This is a genomic window from Streptantibioticus parmotrematis, assembly GCF_019890615.1.
Taxonomy (GTDB): domain Bacteria; phylum Actinomycetota; class Actinomycetes; order Streptomycetales; family Streptomycetaceae; genus Streptantibioticus_D; species Streptantibioticus_D parmotrematis.
In genome coordinates, this window is the sequence record NZ_JAINVZ010000006.1 from 62,194 (window position 1) to 85,320 (window position 23,127).

Consider the following 23,127-nt stretch of genomic DNA (forward strand, 5'->3'; position numbering starts at 1 on the left):
GACGCTCCCGACCCGCCCTCGAAGGTCTTCCGGGACATCCGCGCGCGATCGGTCGCACGCGGGCAACGGGCAGGTCTTCGGACTCACGGGCACGCCTGCCGGATGGTCCCGGCGGACACCTACTGGCCGTCGCTTCCCGGATCCGCGGCCCGGATCCAGTGCGTATGACGGCGGTCGTTCCCGCTCACCGCTGCGGGGCAGTCCCGGATTCCCACCGGGTTCCCTCTTGCGACGCCACCGCCTGGCGGACGGGGCGAACCAGCTGCACCGGCCAGCCTAGAGGGCGAACGAGGGGAGGGACAGGACCGCCCACATCGCGGACGGCGAGGTGAGACGGCGTGTCGGCCACGAGGGCGTGTCGTCACGAAGGCGTGGCCACGCCTTCCGGGAACGCGACGCGGGGCGTGCCGCGGACCGACCGTCCGCCGCACGCCCCGCCCGCGTGGGCCGGGTCCGCTTCCGCCCGGCCGGGCCCGGGGTCCCTCAACCCCGGGAGTAGGTGTGGAACCCTCGCCCCGTCTTGCGGCCCAGCAGCCCCGCCTCCACCATCCGCGACAGCAGCGGCGGCGGGGCGTAGGACGGCTCCTTGAACTCCGCGTACAGCGAGTCCGCGATCGACGCGACGGTGTCGAGACCGATCAGGTCGGCCAGTTTCAGCGGTCCCATCGGGTGCGCGCAGCCCAGCTCCATCCCCGCGTCCACGTCCGATGCCGTGGCGAATCCCGACTCGGCCATCCGGATCGCCGCCAGGAGGTACGGGATGAGCAGCGCGTTGACGACGAAGCCCGCGCGGTCCTGGGAGCGGATCGCCGTCTTGCCCAGCACCCCGGTGGCGAACTCCTCGACCCGGGCCAGGGTGTCCGCGCCGGTGTGCAGCGAGGTGACGATCTCGACCAGCGGCAGCACCGGCACCGGGTTGAAGAAGTGCAGCCCCACGACGTGGTCGGCACGGCCGGTGGCCATGCCCAGGCGCATCACCGGGATCGCCGAGGTGTTGGTGGCCAGGATCGCGTCCGGATCCCGCACGATCTTGTCGAGCCTGCGGAAGACCTCGGTCTTGACCTCGGCGTCCTCCACGACCGCCTCGACCACCAGCTCCCGGTCGGCCAGGTCGTCCAGGTCCGCGGTGAAGGCCAGCCGGGCCAGCGCCGCGTCCCGTTCCCCGGCGTCCGCCTTGCCCCGGGCCACCGCCTGGTCGAGGGAGCGGGCGATCCGCTCGCGGGCCGCCGAGGTCGCGGCGGCGTTCGCCTCGCACACCACCGTGTCCAGTCCCGCGCGGGCGCAGACCTCCGCGATCCCCGCGCCCATCTGCCCGCCGCCGACCACGCCGACGCGGCGCGGCACGGCGCTCACGGGCGCACCGCCGCATGGGCGGCGAGCCGGTCGGCGACGAGGTGACGGGTGTAGGCGTCGGTGGTGAAGAAGGCGGGCAACTCCCGCCTCAGCGCGGTGCGTTCGAGGATGTCGCGGGCCTCGGTCACCAGCGCGTCCGGCCGCTCGCGTTCCAGCGCCGCGCACTCCGCGTCCAGCATCGCGGTCATCGTCGCGAGGTCCACGGCGCCGTGCCGCAGCCACTGCCACAGCTGGGTGCGGGCGATCTCCGCCGTCGCGGCGTCCTCCATCAGCCCGTACAACGCGACGGCGCCGCTGCCGCGCAGCCACGCGTCGAAGTACCGCAGCGCCACGGCGACGTCCGCGCGCACCCCCTCCGGCGTGGGCGGTCCGGCGACCCCGCGCACCGCGAGCAGGTCGGCCGCGGTGACGTGCACGTCGTCGCGGAGCCTGGCGATCTGGTGCGGGGCGTCGCCCAGCACGCCGTCGAAGACCTCACGGCACAGCGGCACCAGGCCCGGGTGGGCGACCCACGAGCCGTCGAAGCCCGCCTCCGCCTCGCGCTCCTTGTCCAGCCGCACCTTCGCGAACGCCGCCTCGTTGGCACGCGGGTCCCGGCTGGGAACGTGCGCGGCCATGCCGCCGATGGCGTGCGCGCCGCGCCGGTGGCAGGTGCGCACCAGCAGTTCGGTGTACGCGCGCAGGAACGGCGCGGTCATGGTGACCCGGGCCCGGTCGGGCAGCACGAAGTCGGGGCGGTGGGAGAAGTTCTTGATCAGGCTGAACAGGTAGTCCCAGCGGCCCGCGTTGAGCCCCGCGCTGTGCTCGCGCAGTTCGTGGAGGATCTCCTCCATCTCGAACGCGGCGGTGATCGTCTCGATCAGCACGGTGGCCCGGACGGTGCCGCGCGGGATGTCCATCAGGTCCTGGGCGAGCACGAACACGTCGTTCCACAGCCGGGCCTCGTAGTGGTTCTCCAGCTTCGGCAGGTAGAAGTACGGGCCGCGGCCGGCGTCGATCTGCCGCTGGGCGCAGTGGAAGAAGTACAGGCCGAAGTCGACGAGCGACGCGGAGACCGGACGCCCGTCGATCCGCAGGTGCTCCTCGGTCAGGTGCCAGCCGCGCGGCCTGACCACGATGGTGGCCGGGTCGTCGCACAGCCGGTAGGCCTTGCCGTCGGCCGTGGTGAAGTCGATGCGGCGCTCGATCGCATCCCGCAGGTTCAGCTGGCCGGAGACGATGTTGTGCCAGGTCGGCGACGTGGCGTCCTCGAAGTCCGCCATCCACACCCGGGCACCGGAGTTGAGGGCGTTGACCGTCATGCGCCGCTCCGGCGGCCCGGTGATCTCCACCCGGCGGTCGGCCAGCCCGGGCGCGGGCGGCGCGACCCGCCAGTGCGGGTCCTCGCGCACCGCGCGGGTGGCGAGGGAGAAGTCGAGCGGTTCGCCGGAGCGCAGCCGCTGCGCGCGGCGGCGGCGTTCGGTGAGCAGGTCGCGGCGGCGGCCCTCGAAGGCCGCGTCGAGACGGGCGATGAAGTCCAGGGCGGCGGGGGTGAGGATCTCCTCGAACCGGTCCCCGGGCTCGCCGGCGACCTCCACCCGGATCGGTGCTGCGATCTGCGCCATGGCATGGCTCCTGTCGGTGTGCGGGAGGCGGACCCGCAGGGGGTGTGGCGGCGCGGTGCCGCCGCGCGGGGACGAGGCGCGCGGCGGCACCGGGATCAGGGACGGCTCGGTGGACCGGGGTCAGGTGCGGCTCAGTGGAACTGCTCTTCCTCGGTGGAACCGCTGAGCGCGGTGGTGGAGGAGGCCGGGTTGACCGCGGTCGAGACCAGGTCGAAGTACCCGGTGCCCACCTCGCGCTGGTGCTTGACGGCGGTGAAGCCCTCGGCCTGCGCGGCGAACTCCCGCTCCTGCAGGTCGACATAGGCGGTCATGCCGTGGTCGGCGTAGCCGCGCGCCAGGTCGAACATGGCGTGGTTGAGGGAGTGGAAACCGGCCAGCGTGATGAACTGGAAGCGGTATCCCATCGCGCCCAGCTCCCGCTGGAACTTGGCGATCTGGTCGTCGTCCAGCGCGGCCTTCCAGTTGAACGACGGCGAGCAGTTGTACGCCAGCATCTGGTCGGGGTGCTCGGCGTGGATCGCCTCGGCGAACTCGCGGGCCTGGGCGAGGTCCGGGGTGCCGGTCTCCACCCACAGCAGGTCCGCGTAGGGCGCGTAGGCGAGGCCGCGGGCGATGACCGGCGCCATGCCGTTCTCCACCCGGTAGAAGCCCTCGGCGGTGCGGTCGCCGGTGCAGAAGCGGGCGTCGCGCTCGTCCACGTCGCTGGTGAGCAGGTTGGCGGCGAGCGCGTCGGTGCGGGCCACGATCAGGGTCGGCACGTCGGCGATGTCGGCGGCCAGGCGGGCCGCGTTCAGGGTGCGGATGTGCTGGCCGGTCGGGACCAGGACCTTGCCACCGAGGTGGCCGCACTTCTTCTCGGAGGCGAGCTGGTCCTCGTAGTGGATGCCCGCGGCGCCGGCCGCGATCATCGCCTTGGTCAGCTCGAACGCGTTGAGCGGACCGCCGAAGCCGGCCTCCGCGTCGGCGACGATCGGCGCCAGCCACTCGGTGGTGTCGGTGCCGCCCTCGGAGGTGGCGATCTGGTCGGCGCGCAGCAGCGCGTTGTTGATCCGCCGGACCACCTGCGGCACCGAGTTGGCCGGGTACAGGCTCTGGTCGGGGTAGGTGTGGCCGGACAGGTTGGCGTCGGCGGCGACCTGCCAGCCGGACAGGTAGATGGCCTTCAGCCCGGCGCGCACCTGCTGGACGGCCTGGCCGCCGGTGAGCGCGCCGAGGGCGTGGATGTAGTCCTCGTCGTGCAGCAGGCGCCACAGCCGCTCGGCGCTGCGCCGGGCGAGGGTGTGCTCCTCACGGACGCTGCCGGACAGCCGAACGACGTCGGCGGCGGTGTAGGTGCGCTCGACGCCCTTCCAGCGCGGATCGGTCGCCCACCGCCGGGCCAGCTCGTCGGCCGTCGTCCTGCCTGCCTGGGTCATGACCACTCCTGAGTTCGCTTCGTGCCGGGATGCGTTCGTGCCAATGGTGTGAAAGGAACCGCTAGGCACCGGGTGCCTAGCGGGTGCGGCCCGCCGGGCCCGTTGCGGTGGTACGCGACGTGGATGCGGCGGGCCCGGCGGACGGCCTGGACGATCCGGTGTCTGACGACGTCAGGGCATGAATCGCGCCCGGTGTCCGGTCGCTTCGCCGGGGTTCCGGCGGCCGCACTACGACTGTCGCAGTGGCACTGAGTGCCATCAAGAGTGACTCGATGCCAACTTCTGCGAATCTTCCGCTCGCCGATTGCCAAGGTTGCGAAGCCCTGACCGGTCCTCGCGGCGGCTAAGGTGACCGCACACGACCCCCGGAGGGGGACCGGGCGGAGCCCCGGGAGGGAGGACACGATGGCCAAGACCTACGCCGGCGCCCGGCTGCGCAGGCTGCGCGAGGAACGGCGGCTCAGCCAGGCGGAGCTGGCCCGCGTCCTGGCGATCTCGCCCAGCTACCTCAACCAGATGGAGCACGACTCCCGGCCGCTGACCGTGCCGGTACTGCTGCGGCTCACCGAGGCGTTCGGCGTGGACCCGGGCTTCTTCTCCGAACGCGACACCAACCGCGTCCTGGCCGACCTGCGCGAGGCGCTGGCCGACGAGGTCGCCGCCGACCGCGTCGCCCCCTCGGAGCTGGCCGAACTCGCCTCCCGCCTGCCCACGGTCGCCGCCGTCCTGATCGACCTGAGCCGCCGCAAGCAGGCGCTGACCGAGCAGGTCGCCCGTACCTCCGACAACCGCGGCACCGGCGGCCCGACCCTGCCGTGGTCACCGCACGAGGAGATCCGCGAGTTCTTCTACCGCAGGCAGAACTACCTGCACGAGGCCGACCTGGCCGCCGAGGACCTGGCCGCCGCGATCGGCATCAGGCCCGGCGAGGTGCTGCGCGCCCTGAGCGCACGCCTCACCGACCGGCACGGCGTGCGCCTGGCGGCCGACACCACCGACCGCCTGCACCACTACGACGGCCACGCCCGCGTCCTCCACCTGTCCAACCGCCTGCGCCCCGGCCAGCAGGCGTTCCGCATGGCGACCCAGCTCGCCCTGCTGGAGTACGACGAGGAACTGTCCGCGCTCGCCTCCGAGGACCACGAACACGGCTCCGCCACCTGGTCGTTGGCGCGCATCGGCATCGCCAACTACTTCGCCGCCGCGCTGGTGCTGCCCTACCGCGCCTTCCACGCCGCCGCCGAGGAACTGCGCTACGACATCGAGCGCCTCACCGACCGCTTCGGCCTCGGCTACGAGACGGTCTGCCACCGGCTGAGCACGCTGCAACGGCCCCGGCTGCGCGGCGTGCCGTTCTCCTTCGTGCGGGTGGACCGGGCGGGCAACCTCTCCAAGCGCCAGTCGGCCACCGGCTTCCACTTCTCCCGGGCCGGCGGCACCTGCCCGCTGTGGAACGTCTACGAGGCGTTCGCCGCCCCCGGCCGCATCCACGTGCAGATCGCCGCGATGCCGGACGGGCAGCGGTACCTGTGGACCGCGCGGACCGTCACCCGGCACCGCGGCGGCTGGGGCGAGCCGGGCAAGACCTTCGCCATCGGTCTCGGCTGCGAGGTGCGGCACGCCTCCCGGCTGGTCTACTCCGACGGCCTGGACCTGGACAACGTCTCCGCCGCCACGCCGATCGGCATGGGCTGCCGCATCTGCGAACGCCTGGACTGCCCGCAGCGCGCGGTGCCGCCGCTGGACCGGTCGCTGGCCATCGACGAGAACAGCACGACCTTCGTGCCCTACCCGGTGGCGGAGCGACCGGGGCGGCAGCGCTGACCTGCGGGAACGAGAACGGCGGAAGTTGGTCCTGGACTTACTAGGACGTCCAACTATATGTTCGTGGGCAAGGCCCGCGGTGCAGGGAAGCCGGTGTGAATCCGGCACGGTCCCGCCACTGTGACCGGGGAGCGCGTCCTCGCTGTACGACACGCCACTGACGGAGGAAGTCTGCCGTCGGGAAGGCGGGAGGACGGGCGCTGATCCGGGAGTCAGGATACCGGTCGCGGGGTGTTCCGTGTTGTCCACGAGGATGGAGCAGACACGCATGGCACCGGTACGTCTCCACGACCCTGGTGATCCGGCCCCGGTCCGGCCGGGAGGACGCACGTCCCCCCGCCCCGGCCGCTCCCGCGCCATCGCGTCCTTCTGAACGGTCCGCCGAGCGGTCGCGCACACCCTCGCGCGCTGCGCCGGCCGACCCTGCCATCCCCGGATCGCACCTGAATCGCACTGACGAGAGCAGGTTTCCATGGTCCGTGAACTGACCCACTTCATCGCCGGAAAGCAGACCCCGGGAACATCGGGCGCCTTCGGCGACGTGTACGACCCGAACACCGGTGAGGTGACCGCCCGCGTCCCGCTGGCCGACCGCGCCGAGACCGAGGCGGCGATCGCCGACGCCGCCGAGGCGCAGCGCGCGTGGGGGGAGTGGAACCCGCAGCGCCGCGCCCGGGTCCTGCTGCGCTTCCTGCAACTCGTCGACGGCGAGCGGGACTCCCTGGCCCGGCTGCTGTCGAGCGAGCACGGCAAGACCATCGAGGACGCCCACGGTGACATCCAACGCGGCCTGGACGTCGTGGAGTTCGCGGCGGGCATCCCGCACCTGCTCAAGGGTGAGTTCACCGACGCCGCGGGCACCGGCATCGACGTGCACTCGCTGCGCCGCCCGATCGGTGTGGTCGCGGGCATCACCCCGTTCAACTTCCCCGCGATGATCCCGCTGTGGAAGGCCGCCCCCGCGTTGGCCTGCGGCAACGCCTTCATCCTCAAGCCGTCCGAGCGCGACCCCTCGGTACCGCTGCGGCTCGCCGAACTCTTCCTGGAGGCGGGCCTCCCGGCGGGTGTGCTCAACGTCGTCAACGGCGGCAAGGAAGCCGTCGACACCCTGCTGGAGGACCCGCGCGTCGAGGCTCTCGGCTTCGTCGGCTCCACCCCGATCGCCGCGCACATCTACGCCACCGCCGCCGCGCACGGCAAGCGGGCGCAGTGCTTCGGCGGTGCCAAGAACCACATGATCGTCATGCCGGACGCCGACCTCGACCAGGCCGTCGACGCGCTGATCGGCGCGGGCTACGGCTCGGCCGGTGAGCGCTGCATGGCGATCTCGGTGGCCGTCCCCGTGGGCGAGGAGACCGCCGACGCGCTGGTGGCCCGCCTCAAGGAGCGCGTCGCCGCCCTGCGCATCGGCCGCTCCGACGACCCGGCCTCCGACTTCGGCCCGCTGGTCAGCCGCGACGCGCTGGAGCGGGTGCGCTCCTACGTCGACCTCGGCGTCGAGGAGGGGGCCGAACTCGTCGTGGACGGACGCGACTTCACCCTCCCCGGGCACGAGGACGGCTTCTTCGCGGGCGCCTCGCTCTTCGACCGCGTCACCCCCGCCATGCGGATCTACCAGGAGGAGATCTTCGGGCCGGTGCTGTCCGTGGTGCGCGCCGCCGACTACGAGGAGGCGCTTCGGCTGCCCTCGGAACACCCGTACGGCAACGGCGTCGCCATCTTCACCCGCGACGGCGACACCGCCCGCGACTTCACCCGCCGCGTCGACACCGGCATGGTCGGCGTCAACGTGCCCATCCCGGTGCCCGTGGCGTACCACACCTTCGGCGGCTGGAAGCGCTCAGGATTCGGCGACCTGAACCAGCACGGCCCCGACTCCGTGCGCTTCTACACCCGCACCAAGACCGTCACCTCGCGCTGGCCCTCCGGGGTGAAGGAAGGCGCGAGCTTCACCATCCCCACGATGGGCTGAGCAGCGATGAGCACACTGACCAAGGACCAACTCGCCCTGGCGGAAGCCACACTGGACTTCACCCAGGACCGCATCGCCCCGCACGCGGTCGCCTGGGACCAGGACAAGCACTTCCCCCTGGACGTCCTGCGCGAGGCGGCCGGGCTCGGGCTCGGCGGGGTGTACGTCCGCGAGGACGCGGGCGGCTCCGGCCTCACCCGCACCGACGGCGTGGTGATCTTCGAGGTGCTGGCCACCGGCGACCCCTCGATCGCCGGCTACCTGTCGATCCACAACATGGTCGGCTGGATGATCGACCGCTACGGCGACGACGCCCAGCGGGCCCGCTGGCTGCCGGGGTTGTGCGCGATGGACACCCTGGGCAGCTACTGCCTGACCGAACCCGGCGCGGGCTCCGACGCGGCGGCCCTCGCCACCCGCGCGGAACGCGTCGGCGACACCTACGTGCTCAACGGCGTCAAGCAGTTCATCTCCGGAGCGGGCGCCTCGCAGCTGTACGTCGTCATGGCCCGCACCGGCGCCGAAGGGCCCGACGGCATCTCGGCGTTCGTCGTCGACCGCGACGACCCGGGCGTCTCGTTCGGCCCCAACGAGAAGAAGATGGGCTGGAACGCGCAGCCCACCCGCCAGGTCGTGCTGGACGGCGTCCGGCTGCCCGCCGACCGCCGCCTCGGCGCGGAGGGCGACGGCTTCCGCATCGCCATGAACGGCCTCAACGGCGGCCGCCTCGGGATCGCCGCCTGCTCCCTCGGCGGTGCCCGCGCCGCCCTGCACCGCAGCGTGGAGTACCTCGCCGACCGCGAGGCGTTCGGCGCGCCGCTGCTGAAGTCGCAGGCACTCCAGTTCCGGCTCGCCGACATGGCCACCGAACTCGCCGCCGCCCGCGCGCTGGTGCGGCAGGCGGCCGAGGCGCTGGACCTGGGCGACCCGCAGGCACGGGAACTGTGCGCGATGGCCAAGCGGTTCGCCACCGACACCGGCTACCGGGTCGCCGACGAGGCGCTCCAACTGCACGGCGGCTACGGCTACCTGGCCGAGTACGGCATCGAGAAGATCGTCCGCGACCTGCGGGTCCACCGGATCCTGGAAGGGACCAACGAGATCATGCGCCTGATCGTGGCCCGCGACCTGATCGGAGCCGCGCGGTGACGCCCGACGACGCGCCGGTCCTCACTCGCACCGAGGGCCGCGCCGGGTACCTCACGCTCAACCGGCCGAAGGCGCTCAACGCCCTCACCCACGACATGGTGCACCGCATCGACGAGGCCCTGACACGGTGGGAGGAGGACGACGCCGTCGAGACGGTCGTCATCACGGGCGAGGGAGAGCGCGGGCTGTGCGCGGGCGGCGACATCCGCGCCATCCACGCCGACGCGCGCTCCGGCGGCACCGCCTCGGCGGACTTCTGGCGCGACGAGTACCGGCTCAACGCCCGCGTCGCCCGCTACCCCAAGCCGTACGTGGCGGTCATGGACGGCATCGTGATGGGCGGCGGCGTGGGCGTCTCGGCCCACGGCTCGGTCCGCGTGGTGACCGAACGCTCCAGGATCGCCATGCCGGAGACCGGCATCGGCTTCGTGCCCGACGTCGGCGGCACCTACCTGCTGGCCCTGGCGCCGGGCGAGCTGGGCACCCATCTCGCCCTCACCGGCACGCCCGTCGGCGCCCACGACGCCCAACGGTGCGGCCTGGCCGACCACTTCGTGCCGTCCGCCGCCCTGCCCCGCTTCCTCGCCGACCTCGCGCACGCCCCCGTACGGGAGGCGCTCGCGCGGCACGTGAGCGCAGCGCCGCCCGGTGAACTCGACGCGCAACGCCGGTGGATCGACCGCTGCTACGCGGCCGACACCGCCGAGGAGATCGTGGAGCGGCTGCTGGCGGCGGGGGAGGTGCCGGCCAAGGAGGCGGCACGCACGCTGCTCGCCAAGTCGCCCACCGCGGTCAAGGTGACGCTGGCCGCGCTGCGCCGGGCGCGGTCGCTCGGCCCGCTGGAGGAGGTGCTGCGCCAGGAGTACCGGGTCTCGTGCGCCGCACTCTCCTCGCCCGACCTGGTCGAGGGCATCCGCGCCCAGGTGATCGACAAGGACCGCGCCCCGCGCTGGACGCCGCCCACCTTCGCGGAGGTCGGCGAGGCGGACGTGGCCCGCTGGTTCACACCGCTCGGCGACCGGGAGCTCGACCTGCCCGGCGCCGGCTCCACACAGGAGGTTCCCTGGTGAGCAGTCCCAGCAGTGCCAACAGCGGCGACGGCGTCAGCAGCGGCGATGGGGCCAGCGGTGGCGACGGCGTCCGCGGCGTCATCGGGTTCGTCGGCCTCGGTCACATGGGCGGTCCCATGGCCGCCAACCTCGTCAAGGCCGGTCACCAGGTGGCCGGTTACGACCTCGTGCCCGAGGCGCTCGCCGCCGCCCGGGACGCGGGGGTGAAGGCGGTGGGATCCGCCGCCGAGGCGGTCGCCGGAGCGGACGTGGTGATCACCATGCTGCCCGCCGGACGCCACGTCCTCGGCCTCTACCGCGAGCAGGGACTGCTGGCCGCCGCCCGGCCCGGCACGCTGTTCGTCGACTGCTCGACCATCGACGTCGCCGACGCCCGGGCCGCCCACGAGGCCGTCGTCCAGGCCGGTCACCGGGCCCTGGACGCGCCGGTCTCCGGCGGTGTCGTCGGCGCCGAGGCCGGCACCCTCACCTTCATGGTGGGCGGCGGACAGGCCGAGTTCGCCGAGGCGGGACCGCTGCTGTCGGTGATGGGGAAGAAGGCCGTGCACTGCGGCGGCGCCGGTGCCGGACAGGCGGCGAAGATCTGCAACAACATGATCCTCGGCGTCACGATGATCGCCGTCAGCGAGGCGTTCGTGCTCGGCGAGAGCCTGGGCCTGTCCCACCAGGCGCTGTTCGACGTGGCGTCCACCGCCTCCGGTCAGTGCTGGGCGCTGAGCGTCAACTGCCCGGTCCCCGGCCCGGTCCCGGCCAGCCCCGCCAACCGCGACTACCGGCCCGGCTTCGCCGCCCCGCTGATGGCCAAGGACCTGGGCCTGGCCGCCAACGCCGCCCGCGCGGGCGGCGTCGACGCCGAACTCGGCCTGCGCGCAGCCGAGTCGTACGCCGCGTTCGCCGGGGGAGCGGGCGCAGCCGAGGACTTCAGCGGCATCGTGCGCGCCATCCGGCAGCGCACCGCACCGGAAGGCGGCGGAACGGCCGGAGAGGCCGGGGAGGCCGGGGAGGCCGGGGAGGCCGGGGAGGCATGACCGCGTTCACCGGCGGGCGTCCGCCGCGCCGCACCCACCGCTGACGCTCACCCCACCGGCCCCCGCGGGTCCGCCTCCACCGGGTAGGGCACGTGGGTGCGCCGGTCGGGGTCGACGGCGAGCCGTCCGGCGGCCGGCGGGCGCGCCCGTTGGGCGCAGTCGCGGCGCTCGCAGATCCGGCAGCCCAGCCCGATCGGCGTGGCCGCGAGCGGGTCGTCCAGCGCCACGCCCTCGGCGTACACCAGCCGCGTGGCGTGGCGCAGTTCGCAGCCGAGGGCCACCGCGAACTCCGCGCGCGGCGCGTGGTGTCCGAAGCCGCCCTTGGCGACCGTGCGCGCCACCCAGAAGTACCGCTTGCCGTCCGGCATCTCGGCCACCTGCGTCAGCACCCGCCCCGGCGCGGAGAACGCCTCGTACACCGTCCACAGCGGGCAGGTGCCGCCCAGCCGGGAGAAGTGGAAGTCGGTGGCGGACTGCCGCTTGGAGATGTTGCCCGCCCGGTCCACCCGCAGGAACGAGAACGGCACGCCGCGCCGCCCGGTGCGCTGCAACGTGCTCAACCGGTGGCACACCGTCTCGAATCCCACCCCGAAGCGGGCCTGCAACAGCTCGATGTCGTAGCGCAGTTCCTCGGCGGCGGTGTGGAACGCGGTGTACGGCATCAGCAGTGCGCCCGCGAAGTAGTTCGCCAGACCGATCCGGGCCAGCCCCTCCGCCTGCGGCGAGGACGGCCGTGCCGCGTCCACCAGGGTGTCCAGCAGCGGCCCGTGCTCCAACAAGGCGAGCTGCGTGGCGAGTTGGAAGGCGCGCTGCGCGTCGTTCAGCCACGCCGACAGGAACAGCAGGCCGTGCGCCGCGTCGAACCTGCGCGCGTCCGCCGACCGCCCGGCCGCCGCCCGTACGGTCTTCACACCGTGCCGGGCCGCCAGATGACCGGCGATCGCCTCCGCCGCGCGCCCGGCGGCGCCGGAACCCAGGCCCAGCCGGTCCGCCGCCCGCTCGGCCGCCTCGTCCAGCGCGGCGAAGTGGTTGTGGTGGGCGTAGAAGAAGTCGCGCACCTCGTCGTGGGGTTCCAGCGGTGGCAGCGCCGTGGCGTCGTCCGGCTCCGCCAGCGCGGCGGCCCGCTCGGCGGCGTCCCGGTAGCGGCGGTGCAGCGCCACCAGCGCGCGGGCCACCTCCGGGTGGTCGCGGGCCACGTCCGCGACGTCCTCGGCCGGCACGTCCGCGCCGCACGCCTCGTCGCCCAGCGCCGTGCGCAGATCGGTGGTGAGCCGTTCTTCCTCGGCCTCGGAGAAGAACTCCGGATCGACCCCGAGGACCTCGGCGATGCGCAGCAGCACCGGCGCGGTCAGCGGGCGCTGGCTGTGCTCGATCTGGTTGAGGTAACTGGTGGAGATGGCGAGCGCGCGGGCCAGCTCCACCTGGTTCATGCCCCGCTCGCGGCGGAGCCTGCGCAGCTTGGCGTGGGCGTAGATCTTGCGTCCGGCAGGCCGTCCCATCGCCGTCGCGCTCCTTCCGTGGCCGCCCCCGCGTCACCGGTCCGCACGGTTCACGTGGTGCGGACTGCTTGCGAACATACCATCCGCTCATTTCGCAGGATTCGCTGTTTCGCAAGCCGGTGATGGACACAATTCGCAGCGTGGAGCGCTCGCCCGGGTGCCGGGCGCGGGGCAGGCTGAGATGCGTACGGCATCCGCACCGAGCCCCCGAGGAGCCCCGTGATCGACCACCAGGTACGCGTGCGCCGCAGCGCCGACCGCCTGCCGCGCGAGGAACAGCTCGCCTGGAAGCTGGCCACCGTCGCCACCGGCACCCACGACGTCGATCCGCGGGCCGCCGCCATGGCCGTCAACCGGGTGATCGACAACGCCGCCGTGGCCACCGCCTCGCTGCCGCGCCGCCCGGTCGCCGTCGCCCGCGCCCAGGCCGTCGCCCACCCGGCCGCGCCCGGCACGTCCGGCGCCTCGGTCTTCGGCACCGGCGCCCGTGTCTCGCCCGAGTGGGCCGCCTGGGCGAACGGCACGGCCGTGCGGGAGCTGGACTTCCACGACACGTTCCTGGCCGCCGACTACTCCCACCCCGGCGACAACATCCCGCCGCTGCTCGCCGTCGCCCAGCACACCGGCCGCTCCGGCGCCGACCTGCTGCGCGGCATCGTCGCCGCGTACGAGGTGCACGTGGCGCTGGTCAAGGGCATCTGCCTGCACGCGCACCGCATCGACCACGTCGCCCACCTCGGTGCCGCCACCGCCTGCGGCCTCGGCACCCTGCTCGGGCTCGACACCGAGACCGTCTACCAGGCCGTCCAGCAGACCGTGCACACCACCACCGCGACCCGGCAGTCCCGCAAGGGCGAGATCTCCAGCTGGAAGGCGTTCGCCCCGGCCTTCGCGGGCAAGGCGGCGATCGAGGCGGTCGACCGGGCGATGCGCGGCGAGGGCTCGCCGTCGCCGATCTACGAGGGCGAGGACGGCTTCCTGGCCTGGATGCTGGACGGCCCCGACGCCTCGTACACCGTCACGCTCCCGGAGCCGGGCGAGCCGCGCCGCGCGATCCTGGAGACCTACACCAAGGAGCACTCCGCCGAGTACCAGGCGCAGGCCGTCATCGACCTCGCGCGGCGGCTGCGGGAGAAGACCGGGCCGCTGGAAGGCGTGCGGGACATCGTGCTGCACACCAGCCACCACACCCACAACGTCATCGGCTCCGGTGCGAACGATCCGCAGAAGTACGACCCCGAGGCCAGCCGCGAGACCCTGGACCACTCCGTGCCGTACATCCTCGCCGTCGCCCTGGAGGACGGCACCTGGCACCACGAGCGCTCCTACGCCCCCGAGCGCGCCCGGCGGCCCGAGACGGTCGCGCTGTGGCGCAAGATCAGCACGGCCGAGGACCCGGAGTGGACGCGCCGCTACCACGACCCCGACCCGTCGCGGCGGGCGTTCGGCGGGCGTGCGGTGATCACTCTGGAGGACGGCACGGTCATCGAGGACGAACTCGCCGTCGCCGACGCCCACCCCGCCGGTGCCCGTCCCTTCGACCGGGCCGGCTACACCGCGAAGTTCCGCACCCTGGCCGAGGGGATCGTGACGCCGGACGCGCAGGACGCGTTCCTCGACGCGGCGGACCGGCTCGCCGTACTGGAGAGCACGGGGCTCGACACGCTCTTCCCGGCCGTGGACACCGGCGCCGTCGCCGCCTGTGACGCCCGGCTCCCGAAGGGCCTGTTCTGATGCTGCACACCCGCACCACCGCCGCCGAACGCCGCCGCGACCTGCGCGAGAAGCTCGCCTCCGGGCGTCTGCTGCGCGTGCCCGGCGCGATCAACCCGCTGTCCGCGCGCCTGATCCAGGACACCGGCTTCGACGCGGTCTACCTCTCCGGCGCCGTGCTCGCCGCCGACCTCGGCCTGCCCGACATCGGCCTGACCACCTCCACCGAGATCGCCGCCCGCGCCCAGCAGACCACCCGGGCCACCGACCTGCCCGCGATCATCGACGCCGACACCGGCTTCGGCGAGCCGATGAACGCCGCCCGCACCGTGCAGCTGATGGAGGACGCGGGGCTCGCCGGGTTGCACCTGGAGGACCAGGTCAACCCCAAGCGCTGCGGCCACCTCGACGGCAAGCAGGTCGTCGGCCGCGAGGAGATGACCCGCAGGCTGCGCGCGGCCGTCGACGCGCGCCGCGACCCGGACTTCCTGCTGATGGCCCGCACCGACGCCCGTTCCGTCGAGGGACTGCCCGCCGCCATCGACCGCGCCAAGGCCTACGTGGACGCGGGCGCCGACGCGATCTTTCCCGAAGCACTCGCCGACGAGGGCGAGTTCGAGGCGTTCCGCGCGGCGGTGGACGTGCCGCTGCTGGCCAACCTCACCGAGTTCGGCAAGGGCCCGCTGCTGGACGCCGCCACCCTGGAGAACCTCGGCTACAACATCGCCCTCTACCCCGTCACCCTGCTGCGCCTGGCGATGGGCGCCGTGGAGGACGGCCTGCGCACGATCGCCGCCGAGGGCACCCAGAGTCCGCTGCTGCCGCGCATGCAGACCCGCTCCCGGCTCTACGAACTCCTCGACTACCAGGCGTACTCCGCCTTCGACTCCGACGTCTTCGACTTCCGCCTGCCGCCCGGCGACTGACCTTCGCACGGAGGATCCCATGACCACCGAAACCCCCGAGATCCACCGCGGCCTGGCCGGTGTCGTCGTCGACACCACCGCCATCTCCACGGTCATCGAGGAGACCAACTCCCTGACGTACCGCGGCTACCCGGTCCAGGACCTGGCCGCGCACCGCTCCTTCGAGGAAGTCGCCCACCTCCTGTGGTACGGCGAACTGCCCGACCACGACCAGCTGGTGGACTTCGCCGCCCGCGAACGCGCCCTGCGCCCGCTGGACCGCACCACCACCGACGTGCTGACCCGGCTGCCCGAGACCTGCCACCCGATGGACGTGCTGCGCACCGCCGTCAGCTTCTTCGGCGCCGAGGACCCGGTCGAGGACGACGGCAGCCCAGCCGCCAACCGCGCCAAATCCCTTGCCCTGCTGGCGAAACTGCCCGTCGTGGTCGCCGCCGACCACCGCCGCAGGCACGGCCTCGACCCCATCGCGCCGGACGACTCGCTCGGCCTCGCGGAGAACTTCTTCCACATGTGCTTCGGCTCGGTGCCCGACCCCGAGGTCGTGCGCTGCTTCGAGATCTCGCTCATCCTCTACGCCGAACACAGCTTCAACGCCTCCACGTTCACCGCCCGCGTCGTCACCTCCACCCTCTCCGACCTCTACAGCGCGGTCACCGCGGCCATCGGCGCGCTCAAGGGCCCGCTGCACGGCGGCGCCAACGAGGCCGTGATGCGCATGCTCAACGAGATCGGCGACCCGCGCGGTGTCGACGCCTGGCTCGACGAGGCGTTCGCCGCCAAACGCAAGATCATGGGATTCGGCCACCGCGTCTACCAGCACGGCGACTCCCGCGTCCCGATCATGCAGGCGGCCACCGAGCGGCTGATCGCCCGCGCCGGGGACCCCGACGTCACCCGGCTCGCCACCCTGCACGCGGCGCTGCGGCACGCGATGATCAGCCGCAAGGGCATCCACCCCAACCTGGACTACCCGGCCGGTCTCGCCTACCACCTGATGGGATTCGACATCCCCGCCTTCACCCCCATCTTCGTGATGAGCCGCATCACCGGCTGGACCGCGCACATCACCGAACAACTCGCCCACAACGCGCTCATCCGCCCCCTCGGCGTCTACAACGGCCCCGCCCAGCGCTCCGTCCCGGTCGGCTGACGCGCACGCCTGGCCCCGGCGGGGGCGAGGGCGCACAATGGGCCGTGGGCGATGAGGCTCGCCCTCGACCGCACCGCGCGGCCACCGTCCGGCCCGCACGTGCTGATGGCCTCTACGGATGAACGAACGCCGCGGGAGACGTGTGTGCCCGTGGCGCCGCCCACCCGGGGAGAGGCACGCCATGTACGTGTACACGATGCGCGGGGCCCGCATGGCCCACGGCGACAAGGTGGTCCTGGACGACGTCACCCTCGCCTTCCTGCCCGGCGCCAGGATCGGCGTCGTCGGCCCCAACGGCATGGGCAAGTCCACCCTCCTGCGCATCATGGCGGGCCTGGAACGCCCCACCGCGGGCGACGCCTTCGCGGCCCCCGGGACCTCCGTCGGCGTCCTCGAACAGGAACCGCGGCTCGACGACACCATGACCGTGCGCGGCAACGTGGAACAGGCCGTCGCGGGCCTGCGCGCCGAGCTGCGCCGCTACGAGGAGGTCACCACCGAACTCGCCGACGCCGAGGGAACGCGGATGCAGGACCTCCTGGACGAGCTGGGCTCGCTCCAGGAGACGCTGGACCACGCCGACGCGTGGGAACTGGACTCCCGGCTCGCGCAGGCCATGGAAGCCCTGCGCTGCCCGCCGCCGGACACCCCCGTAAGAGGGCTGTCCGGCGGCGAGCGGCGCCGCGTCGCGCTGTGCGAGGTGCTGCTCGCCCAGCCCGACCTGCTGCTGCTGGACGAGCCCACCAACCACCTCGACGCCGAGTCCGTCGCCTGGCTGGAGACCCACCTCGCCGACTACCCGGGCACCGTCGTCGCCGTCACCCACGACCGCTACTTCCTCGACAACGTCGCCCAGTGGATCCTGGAGATCGACCGCGGCCACGCCTACCCGTACGAGGGCAACTACTCGACGTACCTGGAGACCAAGGCGGCCCGCCTGAAGGTCGAGGGCCGCAAGGACGCCAGGCGCCGCAAGCGGCTCGCCGAGGAACTCGAATGGGTCAGGTCCGGCACCAAGGGCCGCCGCACCCGCTCCCGCGCCCGGCTCCAGCGCTACGAGGACCTGGCCGCCGAGGACAGTGGCAGGCGCGAGGTCGACTTCGAGGAGATCCAGATCCCGCCGCCGCCCCGCCTCGGCAGCCTGGTCCTGGAGGCCGACCACGTCACCAAGGGCTACGGCGACCGGCTGCTGATGGAGGACCTCGGCTTCACCCTGCCGCGCGGTGGCATCGTCGGCGTGCTGGGCCCCAACGGGGTCGGCAAGACGACCCTGTTCCGGATGATCGCGGGGGAGGAACGGCCCGACTCCGGCACCCTGCGGCTCGGCGAGACCGTGCGCATCTCCTACGTGGACCAGGGCCGCGCGGGCCTGGACGGCGACCGGACGGTGTGGGAAGCGGTCTCCGGCGGCCAGGACCACATCCGGCTCGGGCCCGTCGAGATGCCCTCGCGCGCCTACCTGGCCACGTTCGGCTTCAAGGGCCCCGACCAGCAGAAACCGGTCGGTGTGATGTCCGGCGGCGAACGCAACCGGCTGAACCTCGCGCTGACCCTGAAGCAGGGCGGCAACCTGCTGCTGCTGGACGAGCCGACCAACGACCTCGACGTGGAGACCCTGGCGTCGCTGGAGGGTGCGTTGCTCGACTTCTCCGGCTGCGCCGTCGTCACCGCACACGACCGCTGGTTCCTCGACCGTGTCGCCACGCACATCCTGGCCTGGGAGGGCGGCGCGAAGTGGTTCTGGTTCGAGGGCAACTTCGCCGACTACGAGGCCAACAAGGCCGAACGCCTGGGCCCCGAGGCGGCCCGCCCGCTGCCGGGCACCCACCGCCGCCTGGCCCGCGACTGACCGGCGGGGGAGGCAACCGTGTCCGCAACCGACCGCGACGCCGGTCGAGCCGTCGTCCACGAAGCCCAGTTGACCCTGATCAACGCCAAGTGGCACCTGTGCCAGGACCGCGCGCTGATCCGGCTGCGCGCCCGGCCCGGTCTCGCCTGCGCCCCGCTCTTCCCCGAACACCCCGTCATCCAGGTGGTCGCGTACGACGGCGTGCTGCTCGGCCGCGCCCGGCTGCACCGCGAGGGCACGACCGCGCGGTGGATCGCGACCGGGGCGCCCACCGCCCACGCCATCGGCTCGTACCGCACGCTGCGCGCCGCCGCCCGGGCCCTGGCCCGCGCCGCGGGAGTGCCGCACCTCGCCCGCCGCGTGCGCTGCCTCGACGGCGCCACGGAACAGGGCGTGCGAGAGGGGTGAGGGCCGCCGAGCGGGGTGAGGGGCGCTGGGCTCACGCCCCGCCGATGTCGCTCACGCCCTGCCGATGTCGCGCGGCAGCTCCAGGCCCAGCCACCGGTCGGCGAGGACGAACGTCTCGAACTTCGCGCCGTCCGCCACCTCGGGATCCGCCGCCAGGCGCCGCAGCGCGGCGAGCGCGGCCCGGCTGTCGAGGTCGTCGTGGAAGGCGGACGCCACCTCCTTGGCGCTGACCGCGTGCACGGGCTGCGACGTCGCCCGCGCCCAGTGCGCCACGCGCTCCCGCCAGCCGGCCAGCTCCGTCGCCGCGGCGCCCAGGGCGGCCGGGGTGAGGTCGGCGGTCCGGTCGTAGGGCGTGCCGAGCAGCGCCAGACGCACGGCCAGGAGATCGTCGGCCTCCCCGTCGTCGTCGGCGGTGGTGCCCGGGGCTTCCGGGAGCGGCCAGGCCGGCGCGGGGGCCACCGCGACGCGCACCCCGTCGTCGTCCACCGGCGGATCGGCCGCCGCCGCGACCACGTGCACGTCGACCGGTCCGCCCAGCGCGTACCGCACGCCGGACCGCTCGGTGCGCACCGTCGCCGGGTGGACGCCCGCGCGGGCGCCCGCCCGGGCCAGCTCGCGGTCGTGACCCTCGGAGGCGTCCCCCGAGGCCCAGGCGGACACCACCTGGAGCCCGTCGAGCTCCACGGTGCGCGCCAGCACGTCCGCGATCAGGAGCGCGCGCAGATCACCCTGGTCGCGCGGGCTCCCGGTGGCCGACGTGTGCACGCACACCCGCAGCAGCCCGCCCCGCGGGCGGCGGATGTCACGGAGCCCGCCGGTGCGGGCGTCTCGTATGCGCACGGAAGACCTCCTGCCCCTCGCACCGGCGACCGGTCGCACCGGCCGCGGTGACGACGTGGCCCTCACTGTCGGGATACCCCTGCGGCACGCGCGTCACACCGGATGGCAACGGATGGTGTGACGCGACGCGATCGATCCTCCGGGCCGATCCCCTGGGCCGATCCCATCGGCGCCGATCGCCTCCGGCGTCAGCGGTCGAGTCCGTAGGGGAGTTCCGGGTGGCGGGCGGCGATCTCCAGCAGCCGGTTGTACTTGGCGACCCGCTCGCCGCGCGCGGGCGCGCCGGACTTGAGCTGGCCGCATCCCGATCCCACCGCGAGGTCGGCGATGAAGGAGTCCTCCGTCTCGCCCGACCGGTGCGAGATCATCGCCCCGTAGCCGGACTCCCGGCACAGCGCGAGCGCGCGCAGCGTCTCGGTGACGGTGCCGATCTGGTTGAGCTTGACGAGCGACGCGTTGGCGATGCCGTCGCGCACCGCCTGCGCGATGATCGTGGGATTGGTGACGAAGTTGTCGTCCCCCACCAGCTGCACCCGGTCGCCGAGTTCGGCGGTCAGCCGCACCCAGCCGCCGTGGTCGTCCTCGCCGAGCCCGTCCTCCAGGCTCCACACGGGGAAGTCCTCGACGATCCGCCGGTACCGCTGGATCAGTTCCTCCGAGGTCACGGGCTTGCCGTTGACCCGGTACGTGCCGTCCGGCCGGCGGAACTCGCTGGCGGCCGGATCCAGTGCGATGGCCACGCCGTCCCGCCCCGCGGTGTAACCCGCGTCGCCGATCGCGGCCACGATGACCTCCAGGGCCTCCTCCGGTTCGGTGAAGTACGGTGCGAAGCCGCCCTCGTCGCCGAGTCCGGTGCTGTGCCGCCCGTCGGCGAGCCTGCGCCGCAGTGCGCCGTACACCTCGGCACCCGCGCGCACCGCCTCGGCCATGTCGGGCGCCCCGATCGGCGCGATCATGAACTCCTGGAAGTCCAGCGGATTCGGCGCGTGCACCCCGCCGTTGAGCACGTTGAAGTGCGGCACCGGCAGCCGTGGTGCCACACCACCGGGGGTCAGGTGCTGCCACAGCGGGACGCCCTCGCTCTGCGCGGCGGCGCGGGCGACCGCCATCGACACCCCGATGACGGCGTTGGCGCCGAGCCGGGACTTGTTGCCCGTGCCGTCCAACTCGATCAGCGCCCCGTCGAGTTCGGCCTGGTCGGCGAAGTCGCGGCCGCGCAGGGCGTCCGCGATCTCACCGTTGACGTGGGCCACGGCCTTGCGCACGCCCTGACCGCCGTAGCGCGAGGTGTCCCCGTCGCGCAGTTCCACCGCCTCGGCGGAGCCGGTCGACGCGCCCGACGGCACGCCCGCGTGCGCCACCACACCGCCGGCCAGCCCGACGGTGACGGACAACGTGGGACGGGCCCGGGAGTCGAGGATCTCGGTCGCACGCAGGACGGTGATGTGCAGGGACACGGTGGCCTTCTCTCGCGAAACGGTCGGGGACGCGGCGCGTACGACGGGCACGCGGGGCGACGGAACACACGGCGGCGGGGCACGCGACGGCGCCCGGCGACGGTGGCGGCGGACGGCGGGCGCGGGGCCCGGAGCGGTGTTCGGGAAATCGGGGCATGGTTCTCCTACCTGGTGAGGTAGGGACCGTTGGCGGCCGGACGGCCACGGATGACGGCGAGCCCCTCCGCCGTACGACACCGTCCAGGCTAAGCGGAACCCGCGCCGGAGCAAAGCACCGACCTGCCGCCCGGACGCCACCGGCGGTGCGGTGGACCTGTGGGCTCCGGCGTCTTGACCTCCCGGCGGGGACGCTGTTTCACTCTCCCCAGGTGATGGACCCCACCTGGGTGCTCGAACCCGAACCGCCCCCGCGGGCTGATGGCTCCTGACAGTGTTCGCCCCTGCCGGTCGGCGCACGTCGGAGGTGCCCGTGGAACCGTCCCAGCTCGTCCTGTCCCTCACCCTTCTCGCCGGAGCGCTCGCAGCGCGGTGCGCGCTGACCGCCCGCCCCGCACCGGTACCGGTGCCAGTGCCGACCGCCGACCGCTCCGGGACGGAGGCCGGCCGATGAACTGCTACGACTGCGTGCTCGACGGGACCGTGGCCCCGGCGGTGGCGGTGTGCAGCCGCTGCGGTTCCGGCGTTTGCCTCGACCACGTGCGCGTGACGGCCGAACACCCGCACCGCGTCACCGGCACCGGCGTGGCGACGCTGTCCGGAACGGCCCGCCGGGCCACCTGCGCGACCTGCCGCGCGGCCGAACGCACCTGACGCCGAGCGGCCAAGGGGTGGCCGCCGCCCGTATGTGACGGGTCGTCAAGTGATGTGCAGCCACACGCCGATCCACGTGACGGCCACCCCGCCGCATCCCATGCCCGCCGCCCACCGCGCGGGACTGCTCGCCATCGCCCGTCCCAGCGCGGCCCCTAGCCCCGCGAGGGCGAGCACGGCGAGCACCACCACCATCCACGACAGGCCCGGCAGCGCCGCGCCCACCAGCAACGGCACCGTCGAACCGACGAAGCTCGCCAGACACGCCACCGCCATGGCCAGCAGCGACCGCCGCAAGGCCAGCCGCCCGAGCCGGGTGGTCGCCAGATGACCCCGGGAGGTGAGGTTCAACTCCCGTGAGGCGCGCGCCAGATGGGCCCGGCGCTCGGCGTGGTCCGAGACGAAGACCGAGAACGCCGCCGTGACCAGTCCCACGCATCCCACCCGGGCCGCGAGCCAGAACCCCAGGGCCGCCCCGCTGCCGATCAGCGAACCGGCCGCCAGCGTGAGCGCGTTGAGGAGTCCGTCGGTCAGGCCCAGCACCAGCGGCAGCCGGGTGCGGCCCACGACGTGCCGCACCGCGTCCCGGCTCATCGCTGCCGGCGCTTGGCCTCGACGGTGTAGTCGCCCGCCACCACCTGGTCGATGCTGTGCACGACCGCGCCGGTGTGCTCGATGGCGTGCATCAGGGCGTCGACGTCGATGTCGTCACCCTCCACCGTGACATCCGTGCCGACGGTCTCGATGTCGATCTCCGTGACGGAGATGTTCACCGCGCGCACGCCCGGCGAACGTTCGATCATCCGCGCGAGGTGGATCAGGTCGGGTTCGTCGATGGCTTTGTCGACGTCCAGCACCACACGTCGGATGGGCATCGCTCCTCCTCTCCGTGGACCGCGTCCGCGGACCCCTTCGCCATGGCCTCCACCATGCCGTCCGTCGCTTGCCACCGCGCGCCCGGCGTGCTGCCATGGTGAGTGAGCACGGCGATGAGGCTCGCCGCAACCGCGTCCGGGACGCTGATGGCCTCTGGGTCCGGTCCGAGGGCCGTCGCCCC

The 23,127-nt window shown here is 73.2% G+C and carries 19 protein-coding genes and 5 riboswitches; of the genes, 11 read left to right on the plus strand and 8 right to left on the minus strand.

Features of this window, described 5'->3' with window-relative positions; genetic code table 11:
* Nucleotides 1-51: 51 nt before the first annotated feature.
* Nucleotides 52-278: riboswitch (cobalamin riboswitch) on the minus strand.
* A gap of 205 nt (nucleotides 279-483) precedes the next feature.
* The 3 genes from K7472_RS11600 to aceA all read right to left on the minus strand — a co-directional run bounded on the left by K7472_RS11600 (nucleotide 484) and on the right by aceA (nucleotide 4,372).
* Nucleotides 484-1,353 carry a 3-hydroxybutyryl-CoA dehydrogenase gene (locus K7472_RS11600; RefSeq protein ID WP_222976923.1) on the minus strand — a complete coding sequence of 290 codons (870 nt, stop codon included), beginning with the start codon at nucleotides 1,351-1,353 and terminating at the stop codon, nucleotides 484-486.
* A complete protein-coding gene (gene aceB / locus K7472_RS11605; protein WP_222976924.1) occupies nucleotides 1,350-2,957 on the minus strand; it encodes a malate synthase A in 1,608 nt (535 codons plus the stop codon). Before aceB ends, K7472_RS11600 begins: the two co-directional genes overlap by 4 nt.
* Nucleotides 2,958-3,088: 131 nt before the next feature.
* Entirely contained in the window at nucleotides 3,089-4,372 is a 1,284-nt protein-coding gene (gene aceA, locus K7472_RS11610) for an isocitrate lyase (protein WP_222976926.1), read from the minus strand.
* 405 nt (nucleotides 4,373-4,777) lie between these two features.
* Between aceA and K7472_RS11615 the strand changes: the two genes are divergently transcribed.
* The 5 genes from K7472_RS11615 to mmsB all read left to right on the plus strand — a co-directional run bounded on the left by K7472_RS11615 (nucleotide 4,778) and on the right by mmsB (nucleotide 11,415).
* Complete coding sequence (locus tag K7472_RS11615; RefSeq protein ID WP_222976927.1) at nucleotides 4,778-6,196, plus strand: short-chain fatty acyl-CoA regulator family protein; 1,419 nt, start codon at nucleotides 4,778-4,780, stop codon at nucleotides 6,194-6,196.
* 36 nt (nucleotides 6,197-6,232) lie between these two features.
* Nucleotides 6,233-6,439: riboswitch (cobalamin riboswitch) on the plus strand.
* Between the two features lie 229 nt (nucleotides 6,440-6,668).
* Nucleotides 6,669-8,168: a CoA-acylating methylmalonate-semialdehyde dehydrogenase gene (locus K7472_RS11620; RefSeq protein WP_222976929.1), complete on the plus strand. Its 1,500-nt coding sequence runs from the start codon at nucleotides 6,669-6,671 to the stop codon at nucleotides 8,166-8,168.
* Nucleotides 8,169-8,174: 6 nt separating this feature from the next.
* Entirely contained in the window at nucleotides 8,175-9,317 is a 1,143-nt protein-coding gene (locus tag K7472_RS11625; protein ID WP_222976931.1) for an acyl-CoA dehydrogenase family protein, read from the plus strand.
* Nucleotides 9,314-10,387, plus strand: a complete 1,074-nt coding sequence (locus K7472_RS11630) for an enoyl-CoA hydratase/isomerase family protein (RefSeq protein ID WP_222976933.1) — start codon at nucleotides 9,314-9,316, stop codon at nucleotides 10,385-10,387. Before K7472_RS11625 ends, K7472_RS11630 begins: the two co-directional genes overlap by 4 nt.
* Before the next feature lie 104 nt (nucleotides 10,388-10,491).
* On the plus strand, nucleotides 10,492-11,415 hold the full coding sequence (gene mmsB, locus K7472_RS11635; protein WP_222977191.1) for a 3-hydroxyisobutyrate dehydrogenase: 924 nt from the start codon (nucleotides 10,492-10,494) through the stop codon (nucleotides 11,413-11,415).
* 47 nt (nucleotides 11,416-11,462) lie between these two features.
* Here mmsB and K7472_RS11640 read toward each other — a convergent pair whose 3' ends face one another.
* Nucleotides 11,463-12,914 (minus strand): short-chain fatty acyl-CoA regulator family protein, encoded by a 1,452-nt coding sequence (locus tag K7472_RS11640; RefSeq protein ID WP_222976935.1) that lies wholly within the window; start codon nucleotides 12,912-12,914, stop codon nucleotides 11,463-11,465.
* A gap of 219 nt (nucleotides 12,915-13,133) precedes the next feature.
* Between K7472_RS11640 and K7472_RS11645 the strand changes: the two genes are divergently transcribed.
* From K7472_RS11645 to K7472_RS11665, 5 genes are all read left to right on the plus strand, one after another.
* Nucleotides 13,134-14,648, plus strand: a complete 1,515-nt coding sequence (locus K7472_RS11645) for an MmgE/PrpD family protein (protein WP_222976937.1) — start codon at nucleotides 13,134-13,136, stop codon at nucleotides 14,646-14,648.
* Complete coding sequence (gene prpB / locus K7472_RS11650) at nucleotides 14,648-15,553, plus strand: methylisocitrate lyase (protein WP_222976939.1); 906 nt, start codon at nucleotides 14,648-14,650, stop codon at nucleotides 15,551-15,553. The genes K7472_RS11645 and prpB overlap by 1 nt, the downstream gene beginning before the upstream one ends.
* 19 nt (nucleotides 15,554-15,572) lie before the next feature.
* A complete protein-coding gene (locus K7472_RS11655) occupies nucleotides 15,573-16,706 on the plus strand; it encodes a bifunctional 2-methylcitrate synthase/citrate synthase (RefSeq protein WP_222976940.1) in 1,134 nt (377 codons plus the stop codon).
* A gap of 38 nt (nucleotides 16,707-16,744) precedes the next feature.
* A riboswitch (Fluoride riboswitch) is annotated at nucleotides 16,745-16,828 on the plus strand.
* A 59-nt stretch (nucleotides 16,829-16,887) separates the two neighbouring features.
* Nucleotides 16,888-18,555: an energy-dependent translational throttle protein EttA gene (gene ettA / locus K7472_RS11660; RefSeq protein WP_222976942.1), complete on the plus strand. Its 1,668-nt coding sequence runs from the start codon at nucleotides 16,888-16,890 to the stop codon at nucleotides 18,553-18,555.
* An 18-nt stretch (nucleotides 18,556-18,573) separates the two neighbouring features.
* Nucleotides 18,574-18,963, plus strand: coding sequence for a hypothetical protein (locus tag K7472_RS11665; RefSeq protein ID WP_222976944.1), 390 nt, complete (start codon nucleotides 18,574-18,576; stop codon nucleotides 18,961-18,963).
* 51 nt (nucleotides 18,964-19,014) lie between these two features.
* On the opposite strand, the gene K7472_RS11670 is transcribed toward K7472_RS11665, so the two are convergent.
* Nucleotides 19,015-19,803: a hypothetical protein gene (locus K7472_RS11670; protein WP_222976946.1), complete on the minus strand. Its 789-nt coding sequence runs from the start codon at nucleotides 19,801-19,803 to the stop codon at nucleotides 19,015-19,017.
* A gap of 188 nt (nucleotides 19,804-19,991) precedes the next feature.
* Nucleotides 19,992-21,260, minus strand: coding sequence for a phosphopyruvate hydratase (gene eno, locus K7472_RS11675; protein ID WP_222976948.1), 1,269 nt, complete (start codon nucleotides 21,258-21,260; stop codon nucleotides 19,992-19,994).
* A 358-nt stretch (nucleotides 21,261-21,618) separates the two neighbouring features.
* Nucleotides 21,619-21,694, plus strand: a riboswitch (Fluoride riboswitch).
* 172 nt (nucleotides 21,695-21,866) lie between these two features.
* On the opposite strand from eno, the gene K7472_RS11680 reads away from it, so the two are divergent.
* Nucleotides 21,867-22,070 (plus strand): DUF2180 family protein, encoded by a 204-nt coding sequence (locus tag K7472_RS11680; RefSeq protein WP_222976950.1) that lies wholly within the window; start codon nucleotides 21,867-21,869, stop codon nucleotides 22,068-22,070.
* A 45-nt stretch (nucleotides 22,071-22,115) separates the two neighbouring features.
* Here K7472_RS11680 and K7472_RS11685 read toward each other — a convergent pair whose 3' ends face one another.
* Complete coding sequence (locus tag K7472_RS11685; protein ID WP_252395466.1) at nucleotides 22,116-22,664, minus strand: hypothetical protein; 549 nt, start codon at nucleotides 22,662-22,664, stop codon at nucleotides 22,116-22,118.
* Entirely contained in the window at nucleotides 22,661-22,945 is a 285-nt protein-coding gene (locus tag K7472_RS11690; protein ID WP_222976952.1) for a DUF211 domain-containing protein, read from the minus strand. Before K7472_RS11690 ends, K7472_RS11685 begins: the two co-directional genes overlap by 4 nt.
* Before the next feature lie 101 nt (nucleotides 22,946-23,046).
* Nucleotides 23,047-23,109, plus strand: a riboswitch (Fluoride riboswitch).
* The last annotated feature ends 18 nt before the right edge of the window (nucleotides 23,110-23,127 follow it).